The organism is Burkholderia stagnalis (genome assembly GCF_902830275.1).
GTDB lineage: Bacteria > Pseudomonadota > Gammaproteobacteria > Burkholderiales > Burkholderiaceae > Burkholderia > Burkholderia stagnalis.
This window is the reverse complement of the sequence record NZ_CADESW010000011.1, coordinates 108812-135797: the sequence shown is the minus strand read 5'-3', so window position 1 is coordinate 135797 and position 26986 is coordinate 108812. Positions and strand designations below refer to the sequence as shown.

The window sequence follows — 26986 nt, the reverse complement described above, 5'->3', positions numbered from 1 at the left end:
GTCATGGGCGCGCGCTCGCGCGCGCGGCCAGCGCCGCGCCGACGCGCGCGACGACGGCCGGCCAGTCGCCGGGCCGCGCCTGCCGGAACAGCGTCGCGCCCGGGTACCACGGGCTGTCGTCGCGCTCGAGGAGCCAGCGCCAGTCCGGCACGCGCGGCAGCAGCACCCACACCGGCCGCCCGAGCGCGCCGGCCAGGTGCGCAACCGACGTGTCGACGCTGATCACCAGATCCAGCGCGTCGACGAGCGCGGCCGTCTCCGCGAAATCCGTCAAGGCATCCTCGAACGACGCGACGCCGCTCGCCGCGAACGCTTCGGCATCGCGCGGCCGCACTTGCGGTTGCAGGCTCACGAAGGTCGCGTCGAGCGTCAGCAGCGGCGCAAGCGCGGCGAACGGCATCGAGCGGTTCTCGTCGTTCGCGTGACGCGGGTTGCCGGACCACGCGATGCCGACCTTCAGGCGGTGCGGCGGCGCGATCCCGGCGAGCCGCGCCGCCCACGCATCGCGGCGCGGCGGGTCGGCGTGCAGGTAGCGCGCGTCGGCCGGCACCGTGTCGAGCGTCGTGCGAAACGCGTAAGGCAGGCTCATCAGCGGGCAATGCAGGTCGAACGCCGGTAGCGGCGCCCCTTCGGTGACGACGCGGCTCACGCCGCGCAGCGTGCCGAGCAGCGCGCCGAGCGCGGCCGGCGCTTCGACGATCACGGTCGCGCCGCGGTCGTGGACGAGGCTCGCGTAGCGGCAGAACTGCAGCGTGTCGCCATAGCCCTGCTCCGCATGCAGCAGCACGGTCCGCCCGGCGACGGGTGCGGCGCCGTCCCACATCGGCCGGTCCGCATGGCGCCGGTGCAGCATCGTGTCGGCGGCGCTCCAGCGCGCTTCATGCCGCTTCCAGCCCGTGTCGAAATCCCCCATCAGCAGGTGGCAGAACGCCTCGGAGCGGCGCGCCGCGCCGTGGTGCGGATCGCGTTCGCACGCCAGCTGGAAATCGGCCAGCGCCGCGTCGTGTTCGCCGAGCTGCTGGCGCGCGACCGCGCGCGTGAACAGGTGCTGCGCGCGCATCGCGGGCGCGCGGGCCGCCGCCGCATGGCTCGCGTACGCGTCGTCATAGCGGCCGAGCTGCTGCAGTGCCAGCGCGCGGTGATACAGCAGTTCCGCATGCGGCCCCGTCGTCGCGAGCGCGCGGTCGTAGTGCGCGAGCGCGTCGTCGAACGCGCCGAGCGCACGCAGCGCGGCCGCGCGGTTGCGCAGCGCATCGACGTCGTCCGGCGTGCGCGCCAGCGCTTCGCCATACGCGTGTGCCGCGTCCGCATGCCGGTCGAGGCCGAGCAGCGCATTGCCGCGGCCGATCCACGCGGCCGGGTTGCCGCGATCCAGCGCGATCAGCCGGTCGCAGCGCTTCAGCAGCTCGTCGCGCGCGTGCAGCAGGTCGAGCGCGACGCAGCTCGCGAACAGCAGCTGCGCATCGTCCGGCGCGCCCGCGAGCCCTTCGTCGAGGCAGGCGAGCGCTTCGGCCGGACGGCCGAGTTCGGTCAGCACGACGCCGCACGCATGCACGAGTTCAGGCGTCTTGCCGCGCACGACCATCGCGAGCTGGTAGGCGTGCAGCGCTTCGTCGCGCCGGCCCAGCGCGCGCAATGCATGGCCGTGCTCGACGTGCGCGGCCGGGTCGTTCGGATCGATCCGCAGCGCGTGTTCGACGCTGATCAGCGCATCGGCGGGCCGGCCGAGCAGCCGCAGCGTCTCGCCGCGCCGGCACCATGCGCTCGCGTAGCCCGGTTCGCGGCCGAGCACGCGATCGTATGCGGCGAGCGCGTCGTCGTAGCGCCCGAGCGCGCGCAGCGCGTCGCCGCGCGCGAAGTGCGACGCCGCGTGGCCGGAGTCCTGCGCCAGCGCGCGATCGCTCGCGGCGAGCGCATCCTGATGGCGGCCGACGCCGGCCAGCGCCGCCGCATGGTTCGCGAGATTCCACGGTTGACTCAAGCCGCCCCGCATCGAGCGGGCGATCAGCGGCTCCGCGCGCGCCGGGTCGCCGAGCCGCAGGTACGCGACGCCGAGCAGGTGCAGCGCCTCGACGTGATCGGGCGCCATCGTCAGCACGCCCTCGTACAGCCGTGCGGCGCCGCCGAAGTCGCGCTGTTCGAGCCGCGTGCGCGCGTTGCGCAGCGCGTCGTCGAGCGCCGCGCGCAGCGTGCCGATGCCCGCGCCGGGCGCGAGCGCCTGCGCCGCGTCGCGCGTGCTCATCGCGCGCCTCCGTCCACCATCGCCGGCAACGCAGCGCGGATCCGCTCGACGACCGGCGCCCACTGTCCGCCTTCCGGCTGGCGGAACAGCCGCGCGCCCGGATACCACGGACTGTCGTCGCGATCGAGCAGCCAGCGGAAATCGGGCGTGTACGGGATCATCAGCGCGAGCGGCCGCCCGAGCGCGCCGGCCAGGTGTGCGACCGACGTGTCGACGCTGACCACGCCATCCATCAGCGCGGTGAGCGCGGCCGTATCCGCGAAATCCTCGAGCGCGTCGCCGACGAAGCGGACCGGCGCAGCATCGAGCAGCGGGCGATCCTCGTCGCGCAGCACCTTCTGCAGGCACACGCATTCGTAGCGATCATCGAGCAGCGGCAGCAGGTCGGCCAGCGCCATCGAGCGGTTGCGGTCGTTCACGTGCAGCGGGTTGCCGGACCACACGAGCCCGATGCGCGGCCGCGCGGGTTCGCCGAGCCGTTCGCGCCAGCGCGCGATGCGCGCCGGGTCCGCCCGCAGATACGGCACGCCGGCCGGAATCGACGCGAGGTCGGTGCGGAATTCGTGCGGCAGGCTCAGCAGCGGGCAATGCAGGTCGAACGGCGGCAGCGGCGCGCCGCGCGGCACCAGCGCGTCGACGCCGTCGAGCGTCGCGAACAGCGCCGTCAGCTCGACCGGCGATTCGAGCACCACCCGCGCGCCCAGCGCCTTCACGAGCGGCACGTAGCGGCAGAATTGCAGCGTGTCGCCGAGCCCCTGCTCCGCGTACAGCAGGATCGTCTGCCCGTCGAGCGGCAGATCCCGCGTCCAGCGCGGCTGCGCGAACGCGCGCCGGCTCGCGTCGAGCTGGCGGTCGCGCCAGCGCCATTCGTATTCGGCCCAGCCTGCTTCGAAATCGCCGATCGACAGGCACAGGAACGCACGCATGCAGTGCGCCTGCACGTAATCGGGATCGATGTCGATCGCGTCCGCGTACGCCTGCCGCGCCTCGTCGTGGCGGCGCAGCGCGCGCAGCGCATTGCCGCGGTGGAAATGCGCGAGCTTGTCGCGCGGCGACGCCGCGATCACGCGCGTGAAGTCGGCCAGCGCATCGTCGTAACGATGGGTCTCCAGCCGCACCCGGCCGCGCGTGAACCACGCGTGCGCGTAGCCCGGATCGGCCGCCAGCGCGCGGTCGCACGCGTCGTGCGCGTCGTCGTGGCGGTCGACGGCGATCAGCGCGCTCGCGTAGTTGCACAGCACGCCCGGGTTGTCGGGTTCGGCGTCGAGCGCGCGCGCATAGCTGTCGATCGCGTCGCGATAGCGCGCGAGGTGGCTCGCCGCATTACCGCGGTTGGCGAGCGCCCGCGCATGACGCGGATCGATCGCGAGCACCCGGTCGCAGCGGACCAGCGCCTCGTCGTGCCGCCCGAGCTGTTCGAGCGCGACCGAGCTGTTGAAGATCGCATCGACGAAACCGGGGCTCGCGGCCATCGCGGTGTTGAAGTCGGCGAGCGCGCGTTCCGGTTCGCCGAGGTCCAGGTACGCGACGCCGCGCAGGAACAGCACTTCGGCGCTGCCCGGCACGAGCGCCAGCGCATGATCGTAGCTTTGCGCCGCGTCGCGGAACCGGCCGAGCCCGCGCAGCGCCAGCCCGCGCGCGCGCAGCGCGTCGAACGTGCGCCCGGCGAGCGCGATCGCGCGCTCGCAATCGGCCAGCGCCGCGTCGAAGCGGCCGAGCGCCAGCAGCGTCTCGCCGCGCTTCACGAAGCCGTCGGCGAAGCCCGGCGCGAGTTCGAGCAGGCGGTCGTAGGCCGCGCACGCGTCGCCGTGGCGCGCGAGCTGCGCGAGCAGGCCCGCGCGCTGGAACAGCGCGCGCGGGTGCGCGGGATTGATCGCCAGCGCTTCGTCGAGACGCGCCAGCGCTTCCGGCTCGCGCCCGAGGCCCGCGAGCACCGCCGCGTGGTTCGCGAGCGCGAGCGGCGCCGGCTGCCGCTCGATCGAGCGCCGCATCAGCGTGTCGGCTTCGGGCAGCTGCCCTTGCTGGAATCGCACCGCGCCGAGCAGATGCAGCGCCTCCGGATGATCGGGCGCGAGCGTCAGCAGTTGCGCATACGCCTGCTCGGCATGCTGCAGCGCGCCCTCGCGATGCGCGTTGCGTGCCCGCTCCAGCAGCCGGTCGAGCTGCGCGGCGTCGGATGGACGGATCTCGGGCGACGGCTGCGCGATCGTCGATGTCGCGAGCGGCGTGCCTGCACCGTTCGATGTCATTGTGTGGCCCCCGGGTTGTCGCATGTGTCGTCTAATGTGTCAGCCGGCCGAGCGCGGCCCGCACCGCGTCGATCACGCCCGCCCATTCGCCCGGAACGGACTGGCGGAACAGGCGCGCGCCCGGATACCACGGGCTGTCGAGCCGCTCGCGCATCCAGCGCCATTCCGGCGGGTCCGGCAGCAGCACCCACACCGGATGGCCGAGCGCGCCGGCCAGGTGCGCGACCGCCGAATCGACGGAAATCACGAGGTCCAGCGATGCGATCAGCGCGGCCGTCTCCGCGAAATCGCCGAGCTCGTCGTCCACGCGCAGCACCGGCGCGTTCTCCAGCAACGCGCGCTCGCGTGTCGTCACGTTCTTCTGCAGGCTGATCCAGTCGACGTCGAGGTCGAACAGCGGCGCGAGCCGCGCGAAATCGATCGAGCGGCGGTGGTCGTTCCGGTGTTCCGGATTGCCGGCCCACGCGAGCCCGACGCGCGGGCGGCGCCGGTTGCCGAGCAGCGCGGCCCACTGGCGAACCCGTTGCGGATCCGCATGGAGATAAGGCACGGGTTGCGGTATCCCGGGCAGCAGCGCGCGCAGCGCGAACGGCAGGCTCGGCAACGGGCAGTGGCAGTCGAACGGCGGCAGCGGCTCGCCGCGCGCGATCACCTGTGCCGGCCCTTCCAGCGAGGCGACGAGCGCGCGCAGCGGCGGCGGCACTTCGAGCACGACGCGCGCGCCCTGGGCGGCGAGCTGCGGCACATAGCGGCAGAACTGCAACGTATCGCCGAAACCCTGCTCGGCATGCACCAGGATCGTCCTGCCGTCGAGCGCGCCGTCACCGCGCCACGGCGGCTGCGTGAACGGGCGCGCGTGCCGCGCGATCGCCGGATCGCGCAAGCGCCATTCGTACTCCGCCCAGCCGCGCGCGAAATCGCCTTCGACGAGGTGGAGCGACGCGCGCGCGACGCGCGCTTCCACGTCGTCGGCATCCAGTGCGATTGCGCGATCGTAGGCAGCCAGCGCATCGTCCGCGCGCCCGGTCGCGGAGTGAAGGTTGCCGCGGTCGAGCCAGCTCGTCGCATGGTCCGGCCGCAGCGCCAGCGCGCGATCGAGCGAGTGCATCGCTTCGTCGTAGCGGTGCAGGTCCTGCAGCACGCTGCTGCGGTTGGCCCAGGCCTCGGCGAAGCGGTCGTCGCTTGCCAGCGCCGTGTCGTAGCAGCGCAGCGCCTCGTCGAAGCGCTTCAGGAAACGCAGCGCGGTGCCGCGATTGCATTCGATGTCGGGCGCGCCGGGCGCGAGGTCGAGCGCGCGGGCGTAGCTGTCGAGCGCGTCGTCGTAGCGCGCGAGCTGCAGCAGCGCGTTGCCGCGGCACGCGAACGCGCGCGCATCGTGCGGCGCGAGCGCGAGCATGCGTTCGCAGCGCGCGAGCGCCTCGTCGGCGCGGTTCAGCCGTTCGAGCGCGACCGCGCTGTTGTAGAGCGCGTCGATCAGCGCGGGATCGGCGGCGATGGCCTCGTTGAACGCGCCCAGCGCTTCGTTCAGGCGCCCGAGCGCGACGAGCGTCTCGCCGCGCGCCGACAGCATCGCCGCGATGCCCGGCCGGAGCCCGATCGCGCGGTCGAAACACTGCAGCGCGTCGGCCGGACGCTGCAGCGCGCGCAGCGCGAGCCCGCGGTTGAACCACGATTCGAACGAGCGCGGGTCGACCATCAGCGCGCGGTCATAGGTGTCGAGCGCATCCTGATGACGCCCGAGCGCGCGCAGCGCGCTGCCGCGATTGCACAGCGCATCGAGCACGAGCGGCGACACGGCGAGCGCCCGGTCGAACGCGGCCAGCGCCTGTTCGTGGCGGTGCAGCCCGATCAGCGTATTGCCGAGCCGCACCAGCGTCTGCACGTCGTTCGGCTCGACGCGCAGCGCCGCGTCGAACTGCGCGAGCGCTTCGTCGATCCGGCCGCTTTCCCCGAGGATCGCGCCGAGATCCGACAGCGCCCGCGCACCCGCCTCGATCGCGATCGACTGCCGCAGCAGCGCCTCCGCGTCGGCGGCCGCGCCGCGCTGGTATTGCAGCACGCCGTACAGGTGCAGCGCCTGCGGATGGTCCGGCTCGTTCGCGAGCACGGCGAGATAGTCGCGCGCGGCGTCGTCGAACTGCCCCGCGCTGTGCCGGTTCCTCGCGCGGGTCAGGATCGCCGCCGACGCGTGTGTTCCGGATGCGTGATGCGCGGATGCGCGCACCGGTGCACCATGTGAGTACTCGCCCGCCACGTTGGCCCCCTTGCCGTCTTGCGGAATCCGTCGCCGATCGCCCGCCGGAAGCGGCGGGTCGCGGCAATCGCTCTCGACGCGAGACTAGGGACGGGCGGTAACACGCGTATGACGAATGTTACGGACCATTTTGCCGGGCGCGCGGGATGCGCCGCCGCGCATGCGCGGCGGGCGTGCCGCTCACTGGCCGATCGGGATCGTGCGCACGTATTCGACCGGCGGCGTGCCGAGCGCGACCGCGAAGCGGATGCCGCGCGGCAGCGGCATCCCGAGCGACGTGGTGCTGCTGATGCCGTGCTGCGCGAGGAACTGCGCGTAGGTCTGTTCGACGAGCGGCTGGCTGGCCGTCCACCCGTCCGGCGCGATCCATACCGACAACTGCAATGCACGCGCGTCGCGGCTCACGACCACGCGCGCGAAGCTGTCCATCTGCTGCAGCGCGCCTTCGAGTTCGGCGAGCGACGCCAGCGGCTGCGACGCGCTGCGCGCAAGTTCGCGCCCTTTCAGCTGATAGCGCACGACCTGCACGTGCGTCGGCCCGGCGCCGACGCCGACGTGCCGCACGAGCACCAGTTCGTTCGGGCGGATCCGCAGCGGCGGCCCGAACACCTCGTCGGCCGTCACGAGGTTCAGCAGGTCGAACTGGAGTTGCGAGAAATAGCGGCCGAGCAGCCGCGTTTGCGTCAGGTTCGACGCGATACCGTCGCGCCCGCGAATCGTCGCGTCGAGGCCGCGCCACGACAGCAGCGCGATCACGGCCAGCAGCGCGATCGCAACCAGCATCTCGATCAGTGTGAAGCCGCGGGCGCGCCGCCGCGCGCGACGGTCAGCGGCGCGCTTCATTCTGGACGACGGTGACGACTTCGGCGAGCACGTTCCGGCTCGACGCCGACGGGTGCACGCTCACCGTCACCTGGCGCACGAGCGGGCTCGGCAGCGCCGTCACGCGCTGGCGGCACACGAACCGGTACGGCCCCTGCGGGCACGCGAACGTGCTGGTGCCGACCGGCGGCCAGGCGGCGGCGATGCGGATCGCGCCGAGCGCGTTGTCCGCGCTCCACAGCGCGAGCAGGCGCATGCGGGCCGTGTCGGTGTCCGACGCGAGCGCGCCGATCGCGCGCATCACCGCGCCCAGCGCAACCGCGACGATCGCGAGCGCGATCAGCACCTCGATCAGCGTGAAGCCCGCTTGCTGCCCCCGTGCCGCAAGCGGCGCGCCGCGCACGGGGCGGTTGTCGTGTTCAGTCTGGTCGTCGCGCATGGCCCACGTCGGTCGGTTGTCCGGCTCGCCGGCCGGATGCGCGGCCAACGTTAAGCGAAACCTGTGGCAGGGGCGTGTCGAAAGATACGGACCATTTCGGCCGTGCGAGGAAGGGAGATACGACTGGCGGGATGGGAAACCGGCAACGGGCGTCATCCCCCGCCGGTATGAACCGCAAGCAATTCGAATGGCGATTGCGACGAAACCGCACTGCGATCACACGCCGGCAGCGCGCACCGTCCGCCCGTCACGGGCGTCGACGCCGGCCGGCGCTTTCACGCCATCACGGGGCCGTCGAACGATGCGAGCGCACGCTCGCCGGCCGCCTGGGCGTCCGCTTCCCGATAAAAGCCGTCACGGCTGAACGCGACCACCTTCACGCCGACGCCAGCCGCCCGCTTCACCGTCAACGCCCATTGCCATTCGCCGTCCTGTTCGAAGACGTGCAGCAAGGGTTCGAGGGATTCATGCAGTCCGGTCACGCGCTGTTCTCCCGCTGCCCGCCGTTCGGCGCCTGCCGAGGTCCGGGCATGCGATGCAATCATTCCGGCGGCTGTCGATGCTCTCTCAGTAGTCGACGCACGCCGGTCCATCACGCAGTGTAGTCGAGGATTGTTGCAACGCACCATTAGCGGTTCTACTCAGCTATCGAGCGACATAAATCGATTCATTGATTCAATTTCGAGTCACGACGCGTCAACCAGCCGGAACGTCAGGTTCACGCGCTCGCCCTGCACGGCCGGCGCTTTCGGCACGCGATGCTGCCATTCGGCCTGGGTCCGGCCGCGCATCACGAGCAGGCTGCCGTGCGTCAGGCGGTACGCGTGCGTGACGCCGCTCGCGCGGTGCCGCAGGTCGAACACGCGCATCGCGCCGAGGCTCACCGACGCGATCACCGGCGCGGCGCCGAGCTCGGGCTCGTTGTCCGCGTGCCAGCCCATGCTGTCGAGCCCGTTGCGGTAGCGGTTCAGCAGCACGCTGTTGAAGCGCGCGCGGCAGGTCGCCTCGACCGCGCGCTTCAGCGCGAGCACGGCCGGCGTCCATGGCGCGGGTACGTTGCGGATGCCGGAATACACGTAGACGGCTTCGGGCTCGCCCTGCCATGCGGTCAGGCGCGGCAGCGGAATGCGCCCGCGCGGCGTGCGGATCGCGTCCTGGCGCCACGCGACCTCGTCGATCAGCGCGGCCAGCAGGCGATCGGCGTCCGGCGGCGCGAGCCAGTCCGGATACCAGTCGACGTCGAGCGCGGGGGTGTCATCGAAGAGATCGGGCGTGGAGGACATGTCGAAGGGATGGAAATTCAGGCAGCAAACATCGACGGGCGATGCATGATTGCATGTTAGCGAACGGCGCGCGCGGCCGCCATGCTCGCTCATTCGTGCGGCGTCGCCCGTCGCGCCGGCCGGGCGCGGGCGTGTCACGCTATCATCGCGGCATGCTGCCCCCCGCGTTCCGGCCATGCCGGCCGCCGCGGCGCGGCTTTTTCGTCACCCTGCGGCCGGCGCGACCCGGCCGCGCTTCTTTACCGTACTCATCATGACGCTTTCCGATTCCGCCCTCGACCAGCTGTTCCTCACCGCGCGCACGCACAACGCCTGGCAGGACAAACCGGTCGACGACGCGCTGCTCCACCGCCTGATCGACCTGGCGAAATTCGGCCCGACGTCGGCGAATTCGAGCCCCGCGCGCTTCGTGTTCGTGAAGTCGCCGGAAGCGAAGGCGCGCCTGAAGCCGGCGCTGTCCGAAGGCAATCTCGCGAAGACGCTGGCCGCGCCCGTCACGGTGATCGTCGGCATGGACATGGCGTTCTACGACCACCTGCCGCGGCTGTTCCCGCACGCGGACGCGCGCAGCTGGTTCGCCGGCAACGACGCGCTGATCCAGGCCACCGCGTTCCGCAATTCGTCGCTGCAAGGCGCATACCTGATCATGGCGGCCCGCGCGCTCGGCCTCGACGCCGGCCCGATGTCCGGCTTCGACAATGCGGCGGTCGACGCCGCGTTCTTCGCCGGCACCACGGTGAAGAGCAACTTCCTCGTCAATCTCGGCTACGGCGACCCGGCCGGCCTGCACCCGCGCGGCCCGCGCTTCGACTTCGACGACATCGCGCGCATCGCGTAACAGTCACGCGGGGCACGTTGCGCACGCCCGCACGGGCGGCCGCGCCGCCCCCTTCCGCTGCCGCCTACGCGCCGCGCGTCAGCCGGATCAGCGTGATCTCGGACGGCACGCCGAAGCGGTTCGGCGGCCCCCAGTACCCGGTGCCGCGGCTCGTGTAGACCCACAGATCGCCGAATTTCCGCAGCCCCGCGATGAACGGCTGCTGCAAGCGCACGAACGGCGGCCACGGCAGGAACTGCCCGCCGTGCGTATGGCCCGAGATCTGCACCGAGAACCCGGCCTTGCTGGCCTGCTCCGCGCTCCTCGGCTGGTGCGCGAGCAGGATCCGCGTGCCGACGTCGCGCGGCGCGCCCGCGAGCGCGCGCGCCGGGTCGCTCCGGTGCGCCGGGTCGAACGCGCCGGCCGTGAAGTCGGTGACGCCCGCAACCACCGCGCGCGCGCCGCCGTGCTCCACGACGACGTGCTCGTTCAGCAGCACCGTCAGCCCGATGCGGCGGAATTCCGCGATCCATGCATGTGCGCCCGCGTAGTACTCGTGGTTGCCCGTGACGAGGAAGCTGCCATAGCGGGATTTCATGCGGCCGAGCGGCGCCGTATGCTCGCGCAGCCGTTCGACGGACCCGTCGACCACGTCGCCCGTCACGGCCACGATGTCCGCATCGAGCGCGTTGACCGCGCCGACGATGCGCTCGACGTACGGGCGCTTGATCGTGGGCCCGACGTGGATGTCGGACAGCTGCACGATCGTCAGCCCGTCGAGCGCGGCGGGCAGGCCTGCCACCGGAATCGACACGCGCTTCACGGCCGCGGTGCGCCGCGCGCCCGCGAAGCCGATCGCGGTGACCAGCAGCGCGCCGGCCAGCACGGCCAGCGCGCTGTCCGCCGCCGCCCCGCTCCACGCGCCGGCCTGCACCAGCGCCCGCCATGCGGCCACGCCGAGCAGCACGAACTCGCGCAGGAACGTCAGCGCAAGCAGCGACGAAAAGAACCCCATCGCGATCGCGCCCGCCCAGCCGAACGCGGTCGCCGCCCAGCCCTCGTCGAAGCGCCGCGAGAACATTCCGAGCGGAATCAGCACGCAGAAGCTGGCCAGCACCAGCGCCGCGACGACGCGCGCGCCGGTCGACGCGAATGCGTCGGGAATGATCCGCATCCCGACGTACAGATGAAACGACACGCCGATCGCAATGAACCGGACAAAGAAACTTCGCATGGAGCGCTCACCCACCACGTTGCGATACAAGCCAGCGAGGCGCGCGTCGAAGCGGGACGTTGCGCCCCGTGCCGCGTGCCCCGCACCGTACGCACGATGGTACACATATCGCGCCGAACGCGACGGCGGCGGGCCCGGACGCACCTGCCGTCGCGCCATGCCACGCGCTTCCATCCGGCATAACCCGTAGTGGCGTCCGCGCGCCGTTTCGCGGCTTCGCGCGATAATCGGCACATTCATCCGCCCACACCGCCATGCGCTTCGATCTGGTCGACCTCAATCTCTTCACGCACATCGCCGAGGCGAGCAACCTGACGCGCGGCGCGGAACGCGCGCACCTGTCGGTGCCCGCGGCCAGCATGCGCATCAAGAATCTCGAGGAACAGGTCGGCGTGAAGCTGCTGAGCCGCACGAGCCAGGGCGTGAAGGTCACGCCGCCCGGCGAGACGCTGCTCGCGCATGCGCGCCGCGTGCTGCGGCAGCTCGAGCAGCTGAGCGGCGACCTGCAGGAATATTCGTCCGGCGTGAAGGGGCACGTGCGCGTGTTCGCGAACACCACCGCGATGAGCGAGTTCCTGCCCGCGGTGCTGCGCAGCTACCTCGTCGACCATCCGGACGTGACCGTCGACATGCAGGAGCGGCTGAGCCCGGACATCGTGCGCGCGGTGCAGGAAGGCGTCGTCGACATCGGCATCGTCGCCGGCAACGTGCGCACCGAAGGGCTGCAGGCGATGCCGTACCGGCGCGACCGGCTCGTGCTCGCGGTCGCGCCCGGCCATCCGCTCGCGAGCCTGAAGTCCACGCCGTTCGTCGACACGCTCGGCTACGACTTCATCGGGCTGCCGGAAGCGAGCGCGATCCAGAACTTCCTGAAGCGCGCGGCCGCGGACGTGCAGCGCACGCTGCGCTGGCGCATCCAGGTCAGCAACTTCGAGACCGCGTGCCGGATGATCGAGGCGAACGTCGGCGTCGGCGTGCTGCCCGAAGGCACCGCGCGCCGGCACGCGAAGACGATGGCGCTGCGCATCATCCGGCTCGACGACGACTGGGCCGAACGCCGGCTGCAGATCTGCGTCGCGGATCTCGACGCGCTGCCGCTGTTCGCGCGCAAGCTCGTCGACCTGCTCGTCGAGGACGGGCTCGGCCGGCAGGACTGACCGCGTTCGTACCGATTCGCGCCCGTTCGCCACGCAATGCGCGCGTCGCGCGCCGATTCTTTCGTCGACGGTTCCTTTCGATCCTTAGCGACCCTACGCATGACCGGGCGCGCCGGCCGTGCGACGGCTGGCCGCCGGCGTCGCCGTGATTTATCATCGGCACCGTCACGCAAGCGCGGCGGCCGCATCGCGCCGCGCCCGGCCCCACCCTCATCCGTCGAGCCCGTCACACCATGAGAAAAACAACGTCGCGCGCGCCCGTGCGCGTCGCCGCCGCCGTGGCGCCCGCCCTGCCGCTCGCGGGCTGCGCATCGCGCGGCGCGCCTTCCTACGTGCTGTTCGGCGCCTATTTCCCGCTGTGGCTCGCGAGCGCCGTGATCGGCGTGATCGGCGCGATCGTCGCGCACCGCGTGTTCGTCGCGACCGGCTGGGCGGCCACGGTGCCTTATCAACTTGCCGTCTGCACCGCGATCGGGCTCGTGATCGCCGTGCTCGTCTGGCTCACCGGCACGGGGCCCTTCGCATGAAGCTCGCCGGCCTCTCCCGCCCCTCCGTCAAGGGCCGCGCGATCGCGCTCGCGATCGTCGCGCTCGGCGTCGCCGCCCTTGCCTATGCGTATCTCCGCACGAGCGCCTATCCGTCGACCGACGACGCGACAATCGACGCGGACGTCGTGCACGTCGCGTCGCCCGTCGGGGGGCGGATCGTGCGGCTCGCGGTGCACGAGAACCAGCGCGTCGCGAAAGGCGCGCTGCTGTACGAGATCGATCCGGTGCCGTACCGGCTGACCGTCGCGCAGGCGCAGGCCGATCTCGAGCTCGCCCGCGCGTCGCTCGACACGCGGCGCAGGACGCTGATCGGCGAACGGTCGGGCGCGTCGGTCGCCGCCGAACAGGTGAAGCGCGCGTCGCACAACTACGATCTCGCGACGCGCAACGTGAAGCGGCTCGCGCCGCTCGCCGCGCAAGGCTACGTGAGCGCGCAGGCATTCGACCAGGCGCAGGTCGCTCAGCGCGACGCGGCCGTGTCGCTGGCCCAGGCGCAGGAGCAGCAGCGATCGTCCGCACAGACGATCGGCGACGACGCCGACGCGATCGCCACGCTGCATGCGCGCGAAGCCGCGCTCGCCCGCGCGCAGCATGCGCTCGACGACACCGTCGTGCGCGCGCCGCACGACGGGCTCGTGACGGGCCTGTCGATCCTCGCGGGCGAGACGGTCGCGCCGAACCAGTCGATCTTCACGCTGATCGACGCGAGCGAATGGTTCGCGGTCGGCAACTTCCGCGAGACGTCGCTCAAGCAGATCGCCGTCGGCGACTGCGCGACCGTCTATTCGATGATCGACCGCGGCCGGCCGCTGGCCGGCAAGGTGGTCGGGATCGGCGCCGGCATCGCGGATACCGACCGCGTGAACCTGCCGCGCTCGCTGCCGCTCGTCCAGCGCTCGGTGAATTGGGTGCGCGTCGCGCAACGCTTCCCGGTGCGCGTGAAACTCGACGAGCCCGACGCCAGGCTCGTGCGCGTCGGCGCGAGTGCGATCGTCGAGGTGCGGCATGGTTCGGCCTGCCGCTGACGTCGTCGCGCCGGGCCCGCGCGAGATCCTGCGCCTGCTCGCGCCGTTTCCGGGCCGCGCCGCGATGGTCGCGCGCGTCGCGCTGATCTGCACGCTGACCGTGCTCGTCACGAGCGCGTACGGCACGCCCGAAGCCGCGATTTCCGCGTACGTCGTGTTCTTCCTGATCCGGCCGGACCGCGTGACGAGCGTCGTGCTGGCCGTCGCGATGCTGCTGCTCGTGACGATCGTGATCGGGCTCGTGCTCGGCGTCGCGATGTTCAGCGTCGACTATTCGATCCTGCGCGTCGCGTGCATGGTCGTGCTGTCGATCGGGCTGCTCTACCTGACGTCGGCCAGCAAGCTGCGCCCGGTCGGCGCGATTCTCGCGATGATCGTCGGCTTCGGGCTCGACCAGCTCGGCCTCGTGCCGTTCGGCGAGGCCGCGACGCGCGGGCTGATGTATGCGTGGCTGATGGTCGCGATCCCGGTCGGCGTCGCGATCGTCGTCAATATCTTGATCGCGCCGTCGCCGCGCCGGCTCGCGTGCGCGCGGCTCGCGCAGCGGCTGCGGCTCGCCGCGCAGCGCCTGCGCGGCGGCGACGACGAGGCCACGCGCGCCGCGTTCGACGCGAGCCTGCGCGAAGGCGACCAGCAGCTCCTGACCTGGCTCAAGCTGTCGAAGCTCGAAGGCTCGTCGTCGGCGGCCGACGTCGTCGCGCTGCGGCAGGCGATCGCATCGAGCACCGCGATTCTCGTCGCGGCCGCGCTCGCGACGCGCGAACCCGGCGCGCGGCTGCCGGACGCGTTTGCCATGCCCGTCGCGGCCACGCTCGACGAGATGGCCGGCATGCTCGAGCAAGGCGGCTATCCGGTCGACATCGCGCTCGCGCTGCCGCCGGACGATGCGCTGCCGCCGCTCGCGCGCGTCGCCGCGGCCGACCTGCGCGACGCGATCATGCATTTCGCGGAACCCGCCGACCCGGCCCGTGCCGCACCGGCCACATCCGCCGCGCCACCCGCCTCGCCGCCCCCCGCCGCGCCGCGCGGCGGCTTCTTCCTGCCGGACGCGCGCACCAACCCCGATCACATCCGCTACGCGCTGAAGACCACCGCCGCCGCGATGTTCTGCTATCTGCTGTACCTGCAGCTCGACTGGTCAGGCATCCATACGTGTTTCATCACGTGCTACATGGTGTCGCTCGGCACGACGGCCGAGACGGTCGAGAAACTCACGCTGCGGATCGCCGGGTGCATCGCCGGTGCACTGATCGGCACCGCCGCGATCGTGTTCGTCGTGCCGTCGCTGTCGTCGATCGGCCAGCTGATGGCGCTCACGTTCGCCGGCGCGTCGATCGCCGCGTGGGTCGCGTTCGGGTCGCCGCGCATCGCGTACGCCGGCTTCCAGATCGCGTTCGCGTTCTTCCTGTGCGTGCTGCAGGGCCCGAGCCCCGGCTTCGACCTGACGCTCGCGCGCGATCGCACGATCGGCATCCTGCTCGGCAACGTCGTCGTGTATCTCGTGTTCACGCGCGTGTGGCCGGTCAGCATCGGCAAGCAGGTCGACGCGGCGCTGGCCGCGCTGCTCGACCAGTGGCGGCGGCTCGCGCAGGTCGCGCAGCCGGCCGAGCGGCGCGCGAAGGCAGCCGACGCGTTCGCGCGCCATCGCGCGATCGCGCAGGATCTCGGCCTGATCCATTACGAACCGTCTTGGGTGCGGCCCGCGCCGGCGTGGGTCGCCACGCGGCGGCGCACGCTCGCGGAACTCGATGCGCTCGAAGCGCCGCTGTTCCTGCTCGCCGAGCGCACGCCGGGCGACGCCGCGATCGGCGAGCGGCTCGCGCGCGTGTCGCATGACGCCGGGTCGGGCGACAGCGGCGCGGGCGCCGACACCCTGCCGCCCGCGCCCTCGCCGACCGTTGCCGACCCCGCGCGCGACGCTTTGCTCAACCTGATCGACACGAGGCTCGCGCACATCGCCGACGCCGCCCGTCAAGCCTCACCGAAGGAGCCCGCCCGTCATGCGCCGACCTGAATCGCCGGCCGCCCCGCTCATCGTCGCCGTCGCGGCCGCCGCCGCGCTGGCCGGCTGCGCGACCTCGTCGCTCGAATTGGCGCCGCAGGCGTCGGACCATCCGTGGCAGCCGCAAACCGCGCCCTCCGGCGAGATCGTGCCGGGCGCAGCGAAGGTATCGGCAAATGCCGCCGGCCACGACTACACGCTGCCCGCCAACCCCGCGCTCGCCGCGGTGCCGCCGCCGGCCGCACTCGATCCCGCGCATGCGTACACGCTGCCGGAACTGATCGACCTCGCCGAATCGACGAACCCGCTGACGCGTATCGCATGGAACGACGCGCGCAACGCGGCGCTCGCGGTCGGCATCGCGAAGACCGCCTACCTGCCGCATTTGTCCGCGACGGCGATGGGCGGCTACCAGGCCGGCCACGGTTCGACGTCGACGCAGCTCGGCAGCGCGTCCACCGACACGAGCGTGCGCGGCACGATCTCGGCGCTGTCGCTGCAGTGGCTGCTGTTCGATTTCGGCGGCCGGGCGGCGCGCGTCGAAGCGGCCGAGCAGGCGTCGATCGTGTCGAACGTCGCGTTCACGGCCGTCCACCAGCAGGTGATCCACGACGTGACGGTGGCGTACTACCGGTACGAAGCATCGCGCTCGCGCGCACGCAGCGCCGAGCAGAGCCTCGCCAACGCCGACGCGATCGTCGCGGCTGCGCGCGCCCGGCTCAAGCAGGGCGTCGGCACGGTCGTCGAGACCGCGCAGGCGACACAGAACCGCGCGCAGGCCAACCTCGCGCTCGTCGAGGCGCGCGGCGCGGAGAGCGACGGTTACCTCGGCCTGGTGTCGGCGCTCGGCATTTCGCCGCTGTCGAAGCCGACGATCGCGGCGCTGCCCGCGCGGCCGCTGCCGCCGGCGCTGCGCACGTCGGTCGACGCGATCGTCGCGGATGCGATCGCGCGGCGCCCCGATCTGCAAAGCGCGTATGCGCTCGAAAAGACCGATCGCGCGAAGGTGAAGGCGGCCGAGGCGGAGTTCATGCCGAAGGTGTTCATGTCCGCGTCGACGTCATACAGCAGCGGCCGCACGGCGATCACCGCGCTGCCGGCGATCGGCCAGCAGGCGCCGACCGTCAACCTGAACGGCAGCCGCTACGGCGGCGGCGTGTTCGTCGGCGTGACGATCCCGCTGTACGACGGCGGCCTGCGCTCGGCGGTGCTGATGCAGGCGCGCAACGATGCCGAGAGCGCCTCGGCGCGGCTCACGCGCACGAAGGAGGAAGCGGTGCGGCAAGTCGTCGCCGCGCAGAACGCGCTGCAGACGAGCCTCGCGTCGAACGAGGCCGCCAAGGCCCTCGTCGATGCCGCGCAGACGAGCTACGACGCGGCGCTGACCGCGTACCGCAATGGCGTCGGCTCGGTGACCGACGCGACGCTCGCGCAGAGCCAGCTGCTCGCGGCCCGCAACGCGGATGTCGACAGCTACTGCGGCGCGCTATCGGCCGCCGCCGCGCTGGCGCTCGCGACCGGCACGATCGGCGCGGCGCAGTGACGCGGGTGCGGGCGGCGGCCCGCCACCCGCGGCACGAACGAACGGTGCGAATGAACCCCATGAGTTGACGCACCCGTGCGCCGCCCACTAGAATGCCGCCCATTCAACTTTCAGGAATCAACGTGGACAGTTGCAGCACATTGCGTGCGCTTCTCGCCGCCTGAACGCCTGCCCGCCGCAGTTCTCCTGCCCCGGCTCGCGTTCCCGCGAGTCAGCACGCCGCTTCGCTCCGTTTCACATTGCATGACGCATTCGCCGGGTAGAGTACCGGGCGATGACGGCTGCCGCATTGCCGCCCGTTTCGACGCCGGCACGATGCGAGCCCGCATGCGCGCCCCGTACGGCAGGACAACTCATGACTTTCGATTTCGCACTTCGACTTTTTACCGCGTTCGCCTGCGGCGTCGCGATCGGCCTTGAACGCCAGATGCGCCAGCGCACCGCGGGGCTACGCACGATCACGCTGGTCGCGAGCGGCGCCTGCCTGTTCGTGACGCTCGGCGTGCTGACCGGCAACGGCGTCGCGGGCGTCACGCAGATCGCCGCGTATGTCGTGTCCGGCGTCGGCTTCCTCGGCGGCGGCGTGATCATGCGCGACAAGGGCTCGATCCAGGGCATCAACACGGCCGCGACGCTGTGGTGTTCGGCCGCCGTCGGCGTGCTGTCGGGCTCCGGCCATTACGTGCCCGCGCTGGCCGGTACGGGCGTCGTGCTGCTCACCAACACGGTGCTGCGCGGCGTCAGCCAGGCAATCAACGCGACGCCCGTGTCGAATGCCGACCTCGTGCGCGAGTACCAGATCACGGTGATCTGCCTCGAGGCGGACGAGGTGCACATCCGCACGCTGCTGTCGAATTCGATGTATGCGAAACCGTTGTCGTTCCAGAGCCTGACGAGCGAGGACGTGCCCGATCAGCCCAACCGGCTGAAGGTCACCGCGACGCTGAAGCTGCATCCGAAGGACCAGCCGAAGCTCGAGCAGATCGCGAGCCGGATCAGCATGGAGAAAAGCATTTCCAGCGTGAGCTGGACCGCGAAGGAAGCGGAACCGCTGATGGAGTGAGCGGCGCGCGGGCCGGGCGCGCCGCGCGTTACGGCGTATCGATGAGCCCGGCCGAGATCGCCTTGACGACCGCCTGCACCTTGTTGGTCGCGCCGAGCTTCTCGAGGACGTTGTTCACGTGGAAGTTGACCGTTCGCTCGGAGATGCTGAGGATCTGGCCGATCTCGCACGCCGTCTTGCCCTCGGCGGTCCAGCACAGCACTTCGCGCTCGCGCGCGGTCAGCGCGACGCTCGCTTCGGGCGACAGCTTCGCCACCATGAAGCGGCTCATCAGCGAATGCGACAGGTTCGCGAGCCAGTTGGTCTGCAGCGTCAGCATGTTGATTTCGGCGGGCGTGAGCGGATCGGCGTGGCGCGCGATGCTCAGCAGGCCGAACGCTCCGCGCGCCGCCCAGCTCGACTGCGCGACGCCGACCGACAGGCCGTAGTCGCGCGCGTCCTGCCACAACGGCGACGGCCCGATCTTGTCGACGTCCGGCCATACGATCATGTTGGTGCTGAGCGCGCCGTCGCGGACCGTCGAGTCGATCTCGATGTAGTTGTTCGCCTGGTAATGGGCCATCCAGCCGTCCGGGTAGGTGTCGAAGATCGCGACGGTCGGCTTCGACACCGGCAGCGGCACCCGGATCCCATAACAGCAGTACTCGAAGCCCAGGCGCTTCGAATACGCGGCAATCCGCTGAAAGAGCTGGTGCTCGTCTTCAGCGGCGCTGAATTGTTGGTAGGCATCCTGCCAGCGCAGTTCCATTCGTTCTCCGACACGTCACGCTGTCATACTTATCAGGTTTCAGCCCCAGGTGGGGCTGATACATTCCGCGCATGACCTCACCTTTGCTGTACCCCTTCCACGGCCCGTCTCCGGACGGCTACGTGCGCCTGTCCGAAAGCGCACTGGCCGAGCTTGCGCTCGACCATGTTTCCAGCGGCATCGATGCGTCGCTGCTGGTCGAGCTGCGCAGCAGCGCGATCGACGCCCGCCTGGCCGGCTACACCGAGTGGCAACGGCCCGCCCGCCCCGGCATCGCCTACGTCACGCTCGGCTGGGACTGGTATCTCGAACGTGCGTCAGGCACGTTCGTGATCGCCGGCGGCGACGTCCGCAGCAATGTCATGGCCACCGACGCCAGCGGCGCCGACATCGGCATGTTCCGCACCGCCGCCGCGCTCGTGGCCCGCCTCGCCCGCCTCGACTGGCCGACGGCCGTCGCGTTCGCCGTGTTCGCGCATCGCGACGCCTATCATGCCGGGCCGACGCTCCAGTGACAACCGGCCAGCCGCGCATTCATCCGATGATTCAGCAGCGTTGGCGCTCTTTATAAGCAAATCCGCGCCAGTTTTCAATCCCGGCGATCAAGAAACCGTTACCACGCCCACGCCGGTTATTTTCACCGGCCACCCTGTAAGAGTTACCAGTTACCGCCCCCTCGGGACGCGCGCTGTAATGCGTGCATACCAAGCAAACATCCGAGGACACCATGCGGACCTTCGTTCACGAAGAAGGGCGGTTACCACACGAACTCGCGGCGGATATCGGGCGTTACCGGCATCGAGTGTTCGTCGAACAGCTCGGGTGGTCGCTCCCGTCGGCGAACGAGTGCTTCGAGCGCGACCAGTTCGATCGCGACGATACCGTATACGTATTCGCGCGGAACGGCCACGGCGAGATGTGCGGATGCGCGCGTCTGCTGCCGACCACGCGCCCGTACCTGCTGAAGTCGTTGTTCGCGGACCTGATCGCCGAGGACATGCCGCTGCCGCAATCGGCCGCGGTGTGGGAGCTGTCGCGCTTCGCGGCAACCGGCGACGAAGGCACCGCGGAAAACGCGGCCTGGGCGGTGCGGCCGATGCTGGCGGCGGTGGTCGAGTGCGCGGCGCAGCTCGGCGCGCAGCGGCTGATCGGCGTGACGTTCGCCAGCATGGAGCGCCTGTTCCGCCGCATCGGCGTGCATGCGCACCGCGCCGGCCCGCCGAAGATGATCGACGGTCGGATGGTCGTCGCCTGCTGGATCGATATCGATCCACAAACGTTTGCAGCGCTTGGAATCACCCCGGGGTCCGGCACCGGGCAAGCCATCGCCGCCTGAGCGCATCCCTTCGCTCGGGCGGCACAGTATTCGAAGGAGAGTCAACGTGGACCATTCAACGGTCTTTCGCTCGATGATGCCGGCATTGACGAGTGCCGACGGCGCGCGCATCGCCGTCGCGTATCCGTCGTTCCCCGAGCCGCTGCCGCTGGTCCGGCTCGACCGCCGCGGGCTGGTGTTCCGTGCCGCGGGCCCTGCTCCGCTCGTCTGCGGGCTGCCGCGCGCGGCCACGCTGCTGGCCGGGGACGAGCCTCTCTGCTCGCTGCGCCTCGTGATCCGCGAAGTCGCCGCGGCCGGCGACGGCCACCACGACCTGACGATGCAGCCGTCGGGCGCGGCCAGCGACGAACTGTTGTGGCATGCGCTGCGCGACCGGGAGCCGTACCGGCATATCCAGCACCCGCTCGCGCCCGTTTCCGATCCGGCAGCCGCGCCGGCCGGCACGTCGCGCAACCCCGCCATGGCGTCGACCGACGGCGCGCGCCTGTCGCGCCGAGCGGCGTTCCGCCTGCCTTGCCGCAGCGACGCGCTGTTCCTGGCCGACTGGCTCGAATATCACTTCGACGAACTGCGCGCGCTCGCACAACGGCATACGCCGCAATTGCACCTCAACCAGCTCGAGCGGCAACTCGCCGACGACGAAGTCGGCGTGCGCTTCGTCTACGACATCGACGGGCATGCCTCCCGGCATGAGCTGAACGACTGCGCGCGTGAAGCGTGCGCCTGGATCGAAACGGAAATGCGCGACAAGTTCGCGCTGCCGATCGCCCAGGAGCGGTTCGGCGAACATCGGGCGCGCAGGGGCGCTTGAACGCCCGGCACCGTGAAGCGATGGTGACAGGCCCAGCAAGTTGCAGAAATACAACGGGCTCTTGCCATTGCTAGGGTTTTCCCTTAAATTTGCATCTGTCTCCTCCATGTCTCCAACATGGATTCGGCCCGCTCAAGCAGCGGGCTTTTTTATTGCCTGCGTCGGCCCCGATACGCAGTCGATCCGGCTAGCTGCCAGCGAGATGCCCACCGCCTCGCTTCATGAAGTAGAGCGTGGCGGCGACGATCGCGACCGATAGCGCCGGCACAAGCAGCAAACGCCACCGACCTTTTCTCGTCCTCGGCCACGGCATTGAGCCTGTTCCACCCGCGTCGCCCGTGATGATCGATATGGCCACCATGATCAGCACGGCCAGCACCATCGTCCCCTTGGCAACGAGCCCGAACACGTATTCCAGCGCGGCCGCCCATCGCGACTGACGGTATGGCCCAGTGACGGGTCGCCGAAGATCCGGCTGACGATCGTTCAAACTTTCACGCCCAACGCTCGGCCGTTCACGCAGCACCCACGCGTGTCAGGCGCTCGAGCTGACGAACGATTTCCGCGCGCAGGTCGTCCGGCATGTCGTCCTGGAAACCGAGAATATTCGCAAACCACAGCCCGTCGGCCGCAAGCCGGCAGATCATCAGCGTCGCCGCCTGCTCGAGCGGCACCGGATCGGGGCGCGTCCATTCGCGCAGCGGCACGGCCCAGCGTGCACGCGTGCGCGGCTCGCTCACCATCGATGCCACGAGGGCGCGCAGCAGATCGATGCTGGCCGCGGGGTTCGTCTCGTCGAGCGTCGTGTGCACGTATGCGCGTGCGGCGGCGCCGGCAGGCTGCGGATCGGCAGCGATCCGCGCGTCCATCTGCGCGCCGAACCGCGTCGTCGTCTGCTCGAAAAGGGCATCGAGCAAACCCTGCTTGTTCTCGAAATGATATTGCAGCGCCCCTTTCGTCACGTTGGCGCGCTTGGCCACGGCCTCCAGCGTCAGCGCCTGCACGCCATGCTCCGTCACGATCTCCGATGCGGCGACGAGAAGCCGCGCCCGCACCTGCTCGGGCGCCTTCTTGCGCCGCACGCCGGCGAGCGCTACCGTCGCGGCGGGTGTGGGGGCTGCGGCCTGCTCTGCTGCGGGCGCGCCGGCGGCCCCGGCAGAATCGGTCTGCGCGGGCGCGCCGTACGGCGCCATGTCGACATGTCTGTTCATGCGCGGATCTTATCACCGCCTCCAGCTTCCACTCAAACATTCCATCTGGATGGTATTATTTCGCGCATGAATCCGATCCCCGTTTTCTCCTCCGCCGCGCTCGACGCGGCGATCGTCCGCGGGCGCGACGCCCTCGCCCATCTTCAGCAGCCCGACGGCAGCTGGTGTTTCGAACTCGAATCCGACGCGACGATCACCGCGGAATACATCCTGATGATGCATTTCATGGACAAGATCGACGAGGTCCGGCAGGCGCAGATGGCGCGCTACCTGCGCGCGATCCAGCGGCTCGACTCGCATGGCGCGTGGGATCTGTACGTGGATGGGGCGCCGGACATCTCGTGCAGCGTGAAGGCGTACTTCGCGCTGAAGGCGGCGGGCGATTCCGAGCATGCGCCGCACATGGTGCGGGCGCGGGAAACCATCCTGAAGCTCGGTGGCGCGGCCCGCTCGAACGTGTTCACCCGCATCCTGCTCGCGACGTTCGGCCAGGTGCCGTGGCGCGCAGCGCCGTTCATGCCGATCGAGTTCGTACTGTTTCCGAAGTGGGTGCCGATCTCGATGTACAAGGTCGCCTACTGGGCGCGCACGACGATGGTGCCACTGCTGGTGCTGTGCTCGCTCAAGGCGCGCGCGCGCAATCCGCGCAACGTGTCGATCCGCGAACTGTTCGTCACGCCGCCCGACGAGGAGCGTCGCTACTTCCCGCCCGCCACCGGGATGCGCAAGCTCTTTCTGGCGATGGACCGCGTCGTCCGGCACGTCGAGCCCCTGCTGCCGAAGCGCCTGCGGCAACGCGCGATCCGGCACGCCGAAGCATGGTGCGCGGAGCGCATGAACGGCGAAGACGGGCTGGGCGGGATCTTTCCGCCGATCGTGTACAGCTATCAGATGATGGAAGTCCTCGGCTACCCGGAAGACCATCCGCTGCGGCGTGATTGCGAAAACGCGCTGGAGAAGCTGCTGGTCACGCGCGCGGACGGCAGCATGTATTGCCAGCCCTGCCTCTCCCCGGTATGGGACACAGCCTGGAGCACGATGGCGCTCGAGCAGGCGCGCGGCGCGACGCAGGATGCCCAGGTTCCCGATCGCGAACTCGATGCGCGCATCGCGCGTGCATACGACTGGCTGGCAACGCGCCAGGTGAACGACCTGGAGGGCGACTGGCGCGAGAACGCACGACGCGGCACGCCACCGGGCGGCTGGGCGTTTCAGTACGCGAATCCGCACTATCCGGATATCGACGACACCGCGGTCGTCACGGCGATGCTCGATCGCCGAGGTCGCGCGCAAGCGCGTGTATCGGGCAAGGATCCGTACGCGGAACGCGTCTCGCGCGCGCTCGACTGGATGCGCGGGCTGCAGTCGCGCAACGGCGGCTTCGGCGCGTTCGATGCGGATTGCGATCGCATGTATCTCAATGCGATCCCGTTCGCCGACCATGGCGCGCTGCTCGACCCGCCGACCGAGGATGTGTCGGGCCGCGTGCTGCTATGTTTCGGCGTCACGCGGCGCGAGGAAGACAAGGCGGCGCGCGCCCGCTGCATCGAGTACGTGAAGCGTACGCAGCAACCGGACGGAAGCTGGTGGGGCCGCTGGGGCACGAACTATCTGTACGGCACGTGGAGCGTGCTCGCCGGCCTCGCGCTGTCGGGCGAGGACAAGTCGCAGCCGTACATCGTGCGTGCGCTCGACTGGCTTCGTGCGCAGCAGCACGCGGACGGCGGCTGGGGCGAGACGAACGACAGCTACGCCGATCCGCGCCTCGGCGGGACCAACTACGGCGAGAGCACGTCGAACTACACCGCGTGGGCGCTGCTTGCGCAAATGGCGTTCGGCGACTGGCAATCCGATTCCGTGCGCCGAGGCATCGCGTACCTGCTGTCGGTCCAGCAGGACGACGGCTTCTGGTGGCATCGCTCGCACAACGCCCCGGGTTTTCCGCGCATCTTCTACCTGAAGTATCACGGCTACACCGCGTATTTCCCGCTGTGGGCGCTGGCGCGCTATCGGCGTCTCGCCGGCGCGCAGTCCGCGCCGCCTGTGCGCGATCCCGGCACGGCGAACGCGATCGCCGATCAAGCGGTGGCGTGAGCGGTGCGCGGCGCTGCCGCGTGGCCTCGGTGAGCGGCTCGCCGGCCGCTCAGCCTGACGTCGTACGCCGCCGGGCGACGTACACCACATGCCGGCGCAACGGATGCCCCGCCGCAAGCGCCGGATGATCGAAGTCCCGCACGGGTTGCGGCTGCATGCCGATACGCTGCATCACACGCTGCGAGCGGAGATTGCTGTCGGCGGTCCACGCGAAGACCTCGGCCAGCCCGATCCGCTGGAACCCGTCGGCAAGCGCCGCCGACGCCGCTTCGGCCATATACCCCTGCCCCCACGCGGCATGCGCTTGCCGCCACGCGATTTCCACGCAAGGCGCCATCGGATGCTCGACGCCGCTCACCTGACGCAGCCCGCAGAGGCCGATCAATGCGCGGTCGACGCGGCGCTCGACCGCCCACGGGCCAAAACCGTGCTCGTCGAAATGCGCGTCGAACCGCTCGATATCGCTGCGGGCCTCGGCCGCCGTCATCGGGCCGCGCGCGAGCCACGCCGTCATCCCTGCATCGGCATGCAGCGCCGCGAACGACGCGGCATCGTCCAGCCGCCAGCGGCGCAGCGTCAGGCGCTCCGTCACGATCTTCATTGCAGCACTCATCCGTCAGCCGGGTCGGGTCGTCCGCCGCACCGCCGGCAACAGAACGCTGCGCGCGCAATCATCCTGCCGATGCGCCATGGCTGAGGCCGGCGGACGGGCTTCGATGCACGCGCATCGACACGCGTCACTCGTTTTCCTCGAAGTAATGCCCGAACTTCGTCTGCTTGGTGCGGATATAGCGCTCGTTTTCCTCGCGCACCGGCACCGCCAGCGCCACCCGTTCGCACACGGGAATGCCGTGCTTCACGAGGGTGTCGAATTTCTTCGGATTGTTGCTCATCAGGCGCACCGACGTCACGCCGAGGATGCGCAGGATTGCGGCGGCGGAATCGTATTCGCGGGCGTCGTCGGGCAGGCCGAGATCGAGGTTCGCCTCGACCGTGTCCCGCCCCTGCTCCTGCAGCGCATACGCGCGAATCTTGTTGCTCAGGCCGATCCCGCGCCCTTCATGGCCACGCAGGTAAAGCAGCACGCCGCGGTCTTCCGCGGCGATATAGCGCAACGCGAGGTCGAGCTGCTCGCCGCAATCGCAGCGATACGAACCGAACACGTCGCCGGTCAGGCATTCGGAATGCAGCCGCGTCAGCACGGACTGCTCGCCGGCGACATCGCCCATCACAAGTGCGAGGTGTTCGGCATCGCTACCCGTCACACGGAAGGCATACGACGTGAACGTGCCGTAACGCGTGGGCAGCGACGCGGTAGCCACGAGCGTCACGCACTCGTCGGCCTGGCCATTGCCCGGCTTGGGCGATTGGGAACGCGAAGACATCATGAAGTCAGTCAAACGATCAGGTATGTAGGAATTTTCTGGATGGCACGTGACGGAAGTTTACCGCTAATCTGCAATCTGTCACGCGCCTGCTGCCACGCACCCGGCTATACTGAACCCGTCGGGTGACCCGCATCACGCCCAGCCTTCCCTGCATTGTCCAGCACTCGGAGAAAGCGTATGAGCACGACCGTCGCGCAAATTCTCAAGGCCAAGCCGGATTCGGGCCGCACTATCTACACCGTCACGAAGACCGATCTCGTCTACGACGCCATCAAGCTGATGGCCGAAAAGGGCATCGGCGCGCTGCTGGTCGTGGACGGTGACGACATCGCCGGCATCGTTACCGAGCGCGATTACGCGCGCAAGATCGTGCTGCAGGACCGCTCGTCGAAGGCGACGCGCGTCGAGGAGATCATGACCTCCAAGGTGCGCTACGTCGAACCGTCGCAGTCCAGCGACGAATGCATGGCGCTGATGACCGAGCACCGGATGCGCCACCTGCCCGTCCTCGACGACGGCAAGCTGGTCGGCCTCATCTCGATCGGCGACCTCGTCAAGAGCGTGATTGCCGACCAGCAGTTCACGATCAGCCAGCTCGAGCACTACATCCACGGAACCCCGGCCGTCACGTCCGTCTGACGGCGCTCCCAGCAAAAAAGGCCCAAACGCGCGAGCGTCTGGGCTGAAAGCCGCCGGAATGCGGCGACGGAGGTTCTGCGC

The 26986-nt window shown here is 70.1% G+C and carries 25 protein-coding genes; 13 read left to right on the top strand and 12 right to left on the bottom strand.

The window, feature by feature from the left end; genetic code table 11:
- Window position 1: 1 nt before the first annotated feature.
- The 7 genes from HWY45_RS20075 to HWY45_RS20045 all read right to left on the bottom strand — a co-directional run bounded on the left by HWY45_RS20075 (window position 2) and on the right by HWY45_RS20045 (window position 9289).
- The gene (locus HWY45_RS20075) at window positions 2-2242 is read right to left on the bottom strand and encodes a tetratricopeptide repeat protein (RefSeq protein ID WP_059884106.1); all 2241 of its coding nucleotides are present in this window, start codon (window positions 2240-2242) and stop codon (window positions 2-4) included.
- Complete coding sequence (locus HWY45_RS20070) at window positions 2239-4491, bottom strand: tetratricopeptide repeat protein (RefSeq protein ID WP_059884105.1); 2253 nt, start codon at window positions 4489-4491, stop codon at window positions 2239-2241. The genes HWY45_RS20075 and HWY45_RS20070 overlap by 4 nt, the downstream gene beginning before the upstream one ends.
- Before the next feature lie 31 nt (window positions 4492-4522).
- On the bottom strand, window positions 4523-6715 hold the full coding sequence (locus tag HWY45_RS20065) for a tetratricopeptide repeat protein (RefSeq protein WP_059884104.1): 2193 nt from the start codon (window positions 6713-6715) through the stop codon (window positions 4523-4525).
- A gap of 210 nt (window positions 6716-6925) precedes the next feature.
- Complete coding sequence (locus HWY45_RS20060) at window positions 6926-7588, bottom strand: PulJ/GspJ family protein (protein WP_059804801.1); 663 nt, start codon at window positions 7586-7588, stop codon at window positions 6926-6928.
- Complete coding sequence (gene gspI, locus HWY45_RS20055) at window positions 7572-8006, bottom strand: type II secretion system minor pseudopilin GspI (protein WP_059884178.1); 435 nt, start codon at window positions 8004-8006, stop codon at window positions 7572-7574. The genes HWY45_RS20060 and gspI overlap by 17 nt, the downstream gene beginning before the upstream one ends.
- A gap of 275 nt (window positions 8007-8281) precedes the next feature.
- The gene (locus HWY45_RS20050; protein WP_059563111.1) at window positions 8282-8488 is read right to left on the bottom strand and encodes a hypothetical protein; all 207 of its coding nucleotides are present in this window, start codon (window positions 8486-8488) and stop codon (window positions 8282-8284) included.
- Window positions 8489-8692: 204 nt separating this feature from the next.
- On the bottom strand, window positions 8693-9289 hold the full coding sequence (locus HWY45_RS20045) for an alpha-ketoglutarate-dependent dioxygenase AlkB family protein (RefSeq protein WP_059884103.1): 597 nt from the start codon (window positions 9287-9289) through the stop codon (window positions 8693-8695).
- A 253-nt stretch (window positions 9290-9542) separates the two neighbouring features.
- Between HWY45_RS20045 and HWY45_RS20040 the strand changes: the two genes are divergently transcribed.
- On the top strand, window positions 9543-10127 hold the full coding sequence (locus HWY45_RS20040) for a malonic semialdehyde reductase (RefSeq protein ID WP_059563112.1): 585 nt from the start codon (window positions 9543-9545) through the stop codon (window positions 10125-10127).
- A 64-nt stretch (window positions 10128-10191) separates the two neighbouring features.
- Here HWY45_RS20040 and HWY45_RS20035 read toward each other — a convergent pair whose 3' ends face one another.
- Window positions 10192-11340, bottom strand: coding sequence for a metallophosphoesterase (locus HWY45_RS20035; protein ID WP_059884102.1), 1149 nt, complete (start codon window positions 11338-11340; stop codon window positions 10192-10194).
- A 254-nt stretch (window positions 11341-11594) separates the two neighbouring features.
- Here HWY45_RS20035 and HWY45_RS20030 point away from each other — a divergent pair, with 254 nt between their 5' ends.
- From HWY45_RS20030 to HWY45_RS20005, 6 genes are all read left to right on the top strand, one after another.
- A complete protein-coding gene (locus tag HWY45_RS20030; protein ID WP_059884101.1) occupies window positions 11595-12497 on the top strand; it encodes a LysR family transcriptional regulator in 903 nt (300 codons plus the stop codon).
- Between the two features lie 233 nt (window positions 12498-12730).
- The gene (locus HWY45_RS20025; protein ID WP_059562938.1) at window positions 12731-13024 is read left to right on the top strand and encodes a hypothetical protein; all 294 of its coding nucleotides are present in this window, start codon (window positions 12731-12733) and stop codon (window positions 13022-13024) included.
- A complete protein-coding gene (gene mdtN, locus HWY45_RS20020) occupies window positions 13021-14070 on the top strand; it encodes a multidrug transporter subunit MdtN (RefSeq protein WP_059562939.1) in 1050 nt (349 codons plus the stop codon). Before HWY45_RS20025 ends, mdtN begins: the two co-directional genes overlap by 4 nt.
- Window positions 14051-16084: an FUSC family protein gene (locus HWY45_RS20015; RefSeq protein WP_059884100.1), complete on the top strand. Its 2034-nt coding sequence runs from the start codon at window positions 14051-14053 to the stop codon at window positions 16082-16084. The genes mdtN and HWY45_RS20015 overlap by 20 nt, the downstream gene beginning before the upstream one ends.
- A complete protein-coding gene (locus tag HWY45_RS20010) occupies window positions 16071-17615 on the top strand; it encodes a TolC family protein (protein WP_059884099.1) in 1545 nt (514 codons plus the stop codon). Before HWY45_RS20015 ends, HWY45_RS20010 begins: the two co-directional genes overlap by 14 nt.
- Before the next feature lie 355 nt (window positions 17616-17970).
- Complete coding sequence (locus HWY45_RS20005; protein ID WP_059562942.1) at window positions 17971-18678, top strand: MgtC/SapB family protein; 708 nt, start codon at window positions 17971-17973, stop codon at window positions 18676-18678.
- Between the two features lie 28 nt (window positions 18679-18706).
- On the opposite strand, the gene HWY45_RS20000 is transcribed toward HWY45_RS20005, so the two are convergent.
- Window positions 18707-19426, bottom strand: coding sequence for an autoinducer binding domain-containing protein (locus HWY45_RS20000; RefSeq protein WP_017328975.1), 720 nt, complete (start codon window positions 19424-19426; stop codon window positions 18707-18709).
- Window positions 19427-19497: 71 nt separating this feature from the next.
- On the opposite strand from HWY45_RS20000, the gene HWY45_RS19995 reads away from it, so the two are divergent.
- From HWY45_RS19995 to HWY45_RS19980, 4 genes are all read left to right on the top strand, one after another.
- Window positions 19498-19941: a DUF4902 domain-containing protein gene (locus HWY45_RS19995; RefSeq protein WP_059804777.1), complete on the top strand. Its 444-nt coding sequence runs from the start codon at window positions 19498-19500 to the stop codon at window positions 19939-19941.
- 212 nt (window positions 19942-20153) lie between these two features.
- A complete protein-coding gene (locus HWY45_RS19990) occupies window positions 20154-20762 on the top strand; it encodes an acyl-homoserine-lactone synthase (RefSeq protein WP_059562944.1) in 609 nt (202 codons plus the stop codon).
- Between the two features lie 46 nt (window positions 20763-20808).
- Window positions 20809-21573: a hypothetical protein gene (locus tag HWY45_RS19985; RefSeq protein WP_175038308.1), complete on the top strand. Its 765-nt coding sequence runs from the start codon at window positions 20809-20811 to the stop codon at window positions 21571-21573.
- A gap of 233 nt (window positions 21574-21806) precedes the next feature.
- Window positions 21807-22013: a hypothetical protein gene (locus HWY45_RS19980; protein WP_155628678.1), complete on the top strand. Its 207-nt coding sequence runs from the start codon at window positions 21807-21809 to the stop codon at window positions 22011-22013.
- A gap of 75 nt (window positions 22014-22088) precedes the next feature.
- On the opposite strand, the gene HWY45_RS19975 is transcribed toward HWY45_RS19980, so the two are convergent.
- Window positions 22089-22784: a TetR/AcrR family transcriptional regulator gene (locus tag HWY45_RS19975; RefSeq protein WP_059562946.1), complete on the bottom strand. Its 696-nt coding sequence runs from the start codon at window positions 22782-22784 to the stop codon at window positions 22089-22091.
- Window positions 22785-22850: 66 nt separating this feature from the next.
- On the opposite strand from HWY45_RS19975, the gene shc reads away from it, so the two are divergent.
- Window positions 22851-24878 (top strand): squalene--hopene cyclase, encoded by a 2028-nt coding sequence (shc, locus tag HWY45_RS19970; RefSeq protein ID WP_059884098.1) that lies wholly within the window; start codon window positions 22851-22853, stop codon window positions 24876-24878.
- A 49-nt stretch (window positions 24879-24927) separates the two neighbouring features.
- Here shc and HWY45_RS19965 read toward each other — a convergent pair whose 3' ends face one another.
- Together HWY45_RS19965 and ribA are read right to left on the bottom strand one after the other, a co-directional pair.
- Window positions 24928-25479: a GNAT family N-acetyltransferase gene (locus HWY45_RS19965; RefSeq protein ID WP_081069862.1), complete on the bottom strand. Its 552-nt coding sequence runs from the start codon at window positions 25477-25479 to the stop codon at window positions 24928-24930.
- A 136-nt stretch (window positions 25480-25615) separates the two neighbouring features.
- Complete coding sequence (ribA, locus tag HWY45_RS19960; protein WP_059562949.1) at window positions 25616-26266, bottom strand: GTP cyclohydrolase II; 651 nt, start codon at window positions 26264-26266, stop codon at window positions 25616-25618.
- A gap of 177 nt (window positions 26267-26443) precedes the next feature.
- On the opposite strand from ribA, the gene HWY45_RS19955 reads away from it, so the two are divergent.
- Window positions 26444-26905: a CBS domain-containing protein gene (locus tag HWY45_RS19955; RefSeq protein WP_059562950.1), complete on the top strand. Its 462-nt coding sequence runs from the start codon at window positions 26444-26446 to the stop codon at window positions 26903-26905.
- Window positions 26906-26986: the final 81 nt, after the last annotated feature.

Bases quoted from the DNA above. Each gene is read 5' to 3' on its own strand.
- HWY45_RS20045 (WP_059884103.1), bottom strand. From the start codon at position 9,289: ATGTCCTCCACGCCCGATCTCTTCGATGACACCCCCGCGCTCGACGTC.
- HWY45_RS20040 (WP_059563112.1), top strand. From the start codon at position 9,543: ATGACGCTTTCCGATTCCGCCCTCGACCAGCTGTTCCTCACCGCGCGC.
- mdtN (WP_059562939.1), top strand. From the start codon at position 13,021: ATGAAGCTCGCCGGCCTCTCCCGCCCCTCCGTCAAGGGCCGCGCGATC.
- HWY45_RS20060 (WP_059804801.1), bottom strand. From the start codon at position 7,588: ATGAAGCGCGCCGCTGACCGTCGCGCGCGGCGGCGCGCCCGCGGCTTC.
- ribA (WP_059562949.1), bottom strand. From the start codon at position 26,266: ATGATGTCTTCGCGTTCCCAATCGCCCAAGCCGGGCAATGGCCAGGCC.
- HWY45_RS20070 (WP_059884105.1), bottom strand. From the start codon at position 4,491: ATGACATCGAACGGTGCAGGCACGCCGCTCGCGACATCGACGATCGCG.
- HWY45_RS19955 (WP_059562950.1), top strand. From the start codon at position 26,444: ATGAGCACGACCGTCGCGCAAATTCTCAAGGCCAAGCCGGATTCGGGC.
- HWY45_RS20075 (WP_059884106.1), bottom strand. From the start codon at position 2,242: ATGAGCACGCGCGACGCGGCGCAGGCGCTCGCGCCCGGCGCGGGCATC.
- HWY45_RS20030 (WP_059884101.1), top strand. From the start codon at position 11,595: ATGCGCTTCGATCTGGTCGACCTCAATCTCTTCACGCACATCGCCGAG.
- HWY45_RS20015 (WP_059884100.1), top strand. From the start codon at position 14,051: ATGGTTCGGCCTGCCGCTGACGTCGTCGCGCCGGGCCCGCGCGAGATC.
- HWY45_RS20025 (WP_059562938.1), top strand. From the start codon at position 12,731: ATGAGAAAAACAACGTCGCGCGCGCCCGTGCGCGTCGCCGCCGCCGTG.
- HWY45_RS20000 (WP_017328975.1), bottom strand. From the start codon at position 19,426: ATGGAACTGCGCTGGCAGGATGCCTACCAACAATTCAGCGCCGCTGAA.
- HWY45_RS19965 (WP_081069862.1), bottom strand. From the start codon at position 25,479: ATGAAGATCGTGACGGAGCGCCTGACGCTGCGCCGCTGGCGGCTGGAC.
- HWY45_RS20005 (WP_059562942.1), top strand. From the start codon at position 17,971: ATGACTTTCGATTTCGCACTTCGACTTTTTACCGCGTTCGCCTGCGGC.
- HWY45_RS20010 (WP_059884099.1), top strand. From the start codon at position 16,071: ATGCGCCGACCTGAATCGCCGGCCGCCCCGCTCATCGTCGCCGTCGCG.
- HWY45_RS19995 (WP_059804777.1), top strand. From the start codon at position 19,498: ATGACCTCACCTTTGCTGTACCCCTTCCACGGCCCGTCTCCGGACGGC.
- HWY45_RS20035 (WP_059884102.1), bottom strand. From the start codon at position 11,340: ATGCGAAGTTTCTTTGTCCGGTTCATTGCGATCGGCGTGTCGTTTCAT.
- shc (WP_059884098.1), top strand. From the start codon at position 22,851: ATGAATCCGATCCCCGTTTTCTCCTCCGCCGCGCTCGACGCGGCGATC.
- HWY45_RS19990 (WP_059562944.1), top strand. From the start codon at position 20,154: ATGCGGACCTTCGTTCACGAAGAAGGGCGGTTACCACACGAACTCGCG.
- gspI (WP_059884178.1), bottom strand. From the start codon at position 8,006: ATGCGCGACGACCAGACTGAACACGACAACCGCCCCGTGCGCGGCGCG.
- HWY45_RS19975 (WP_059562946.1), bottom strand. From the start codon at position 22,784: ATGAACAGACATGTCGACATGGCGCCGTACGGCGCGCCCGCGCAGACC.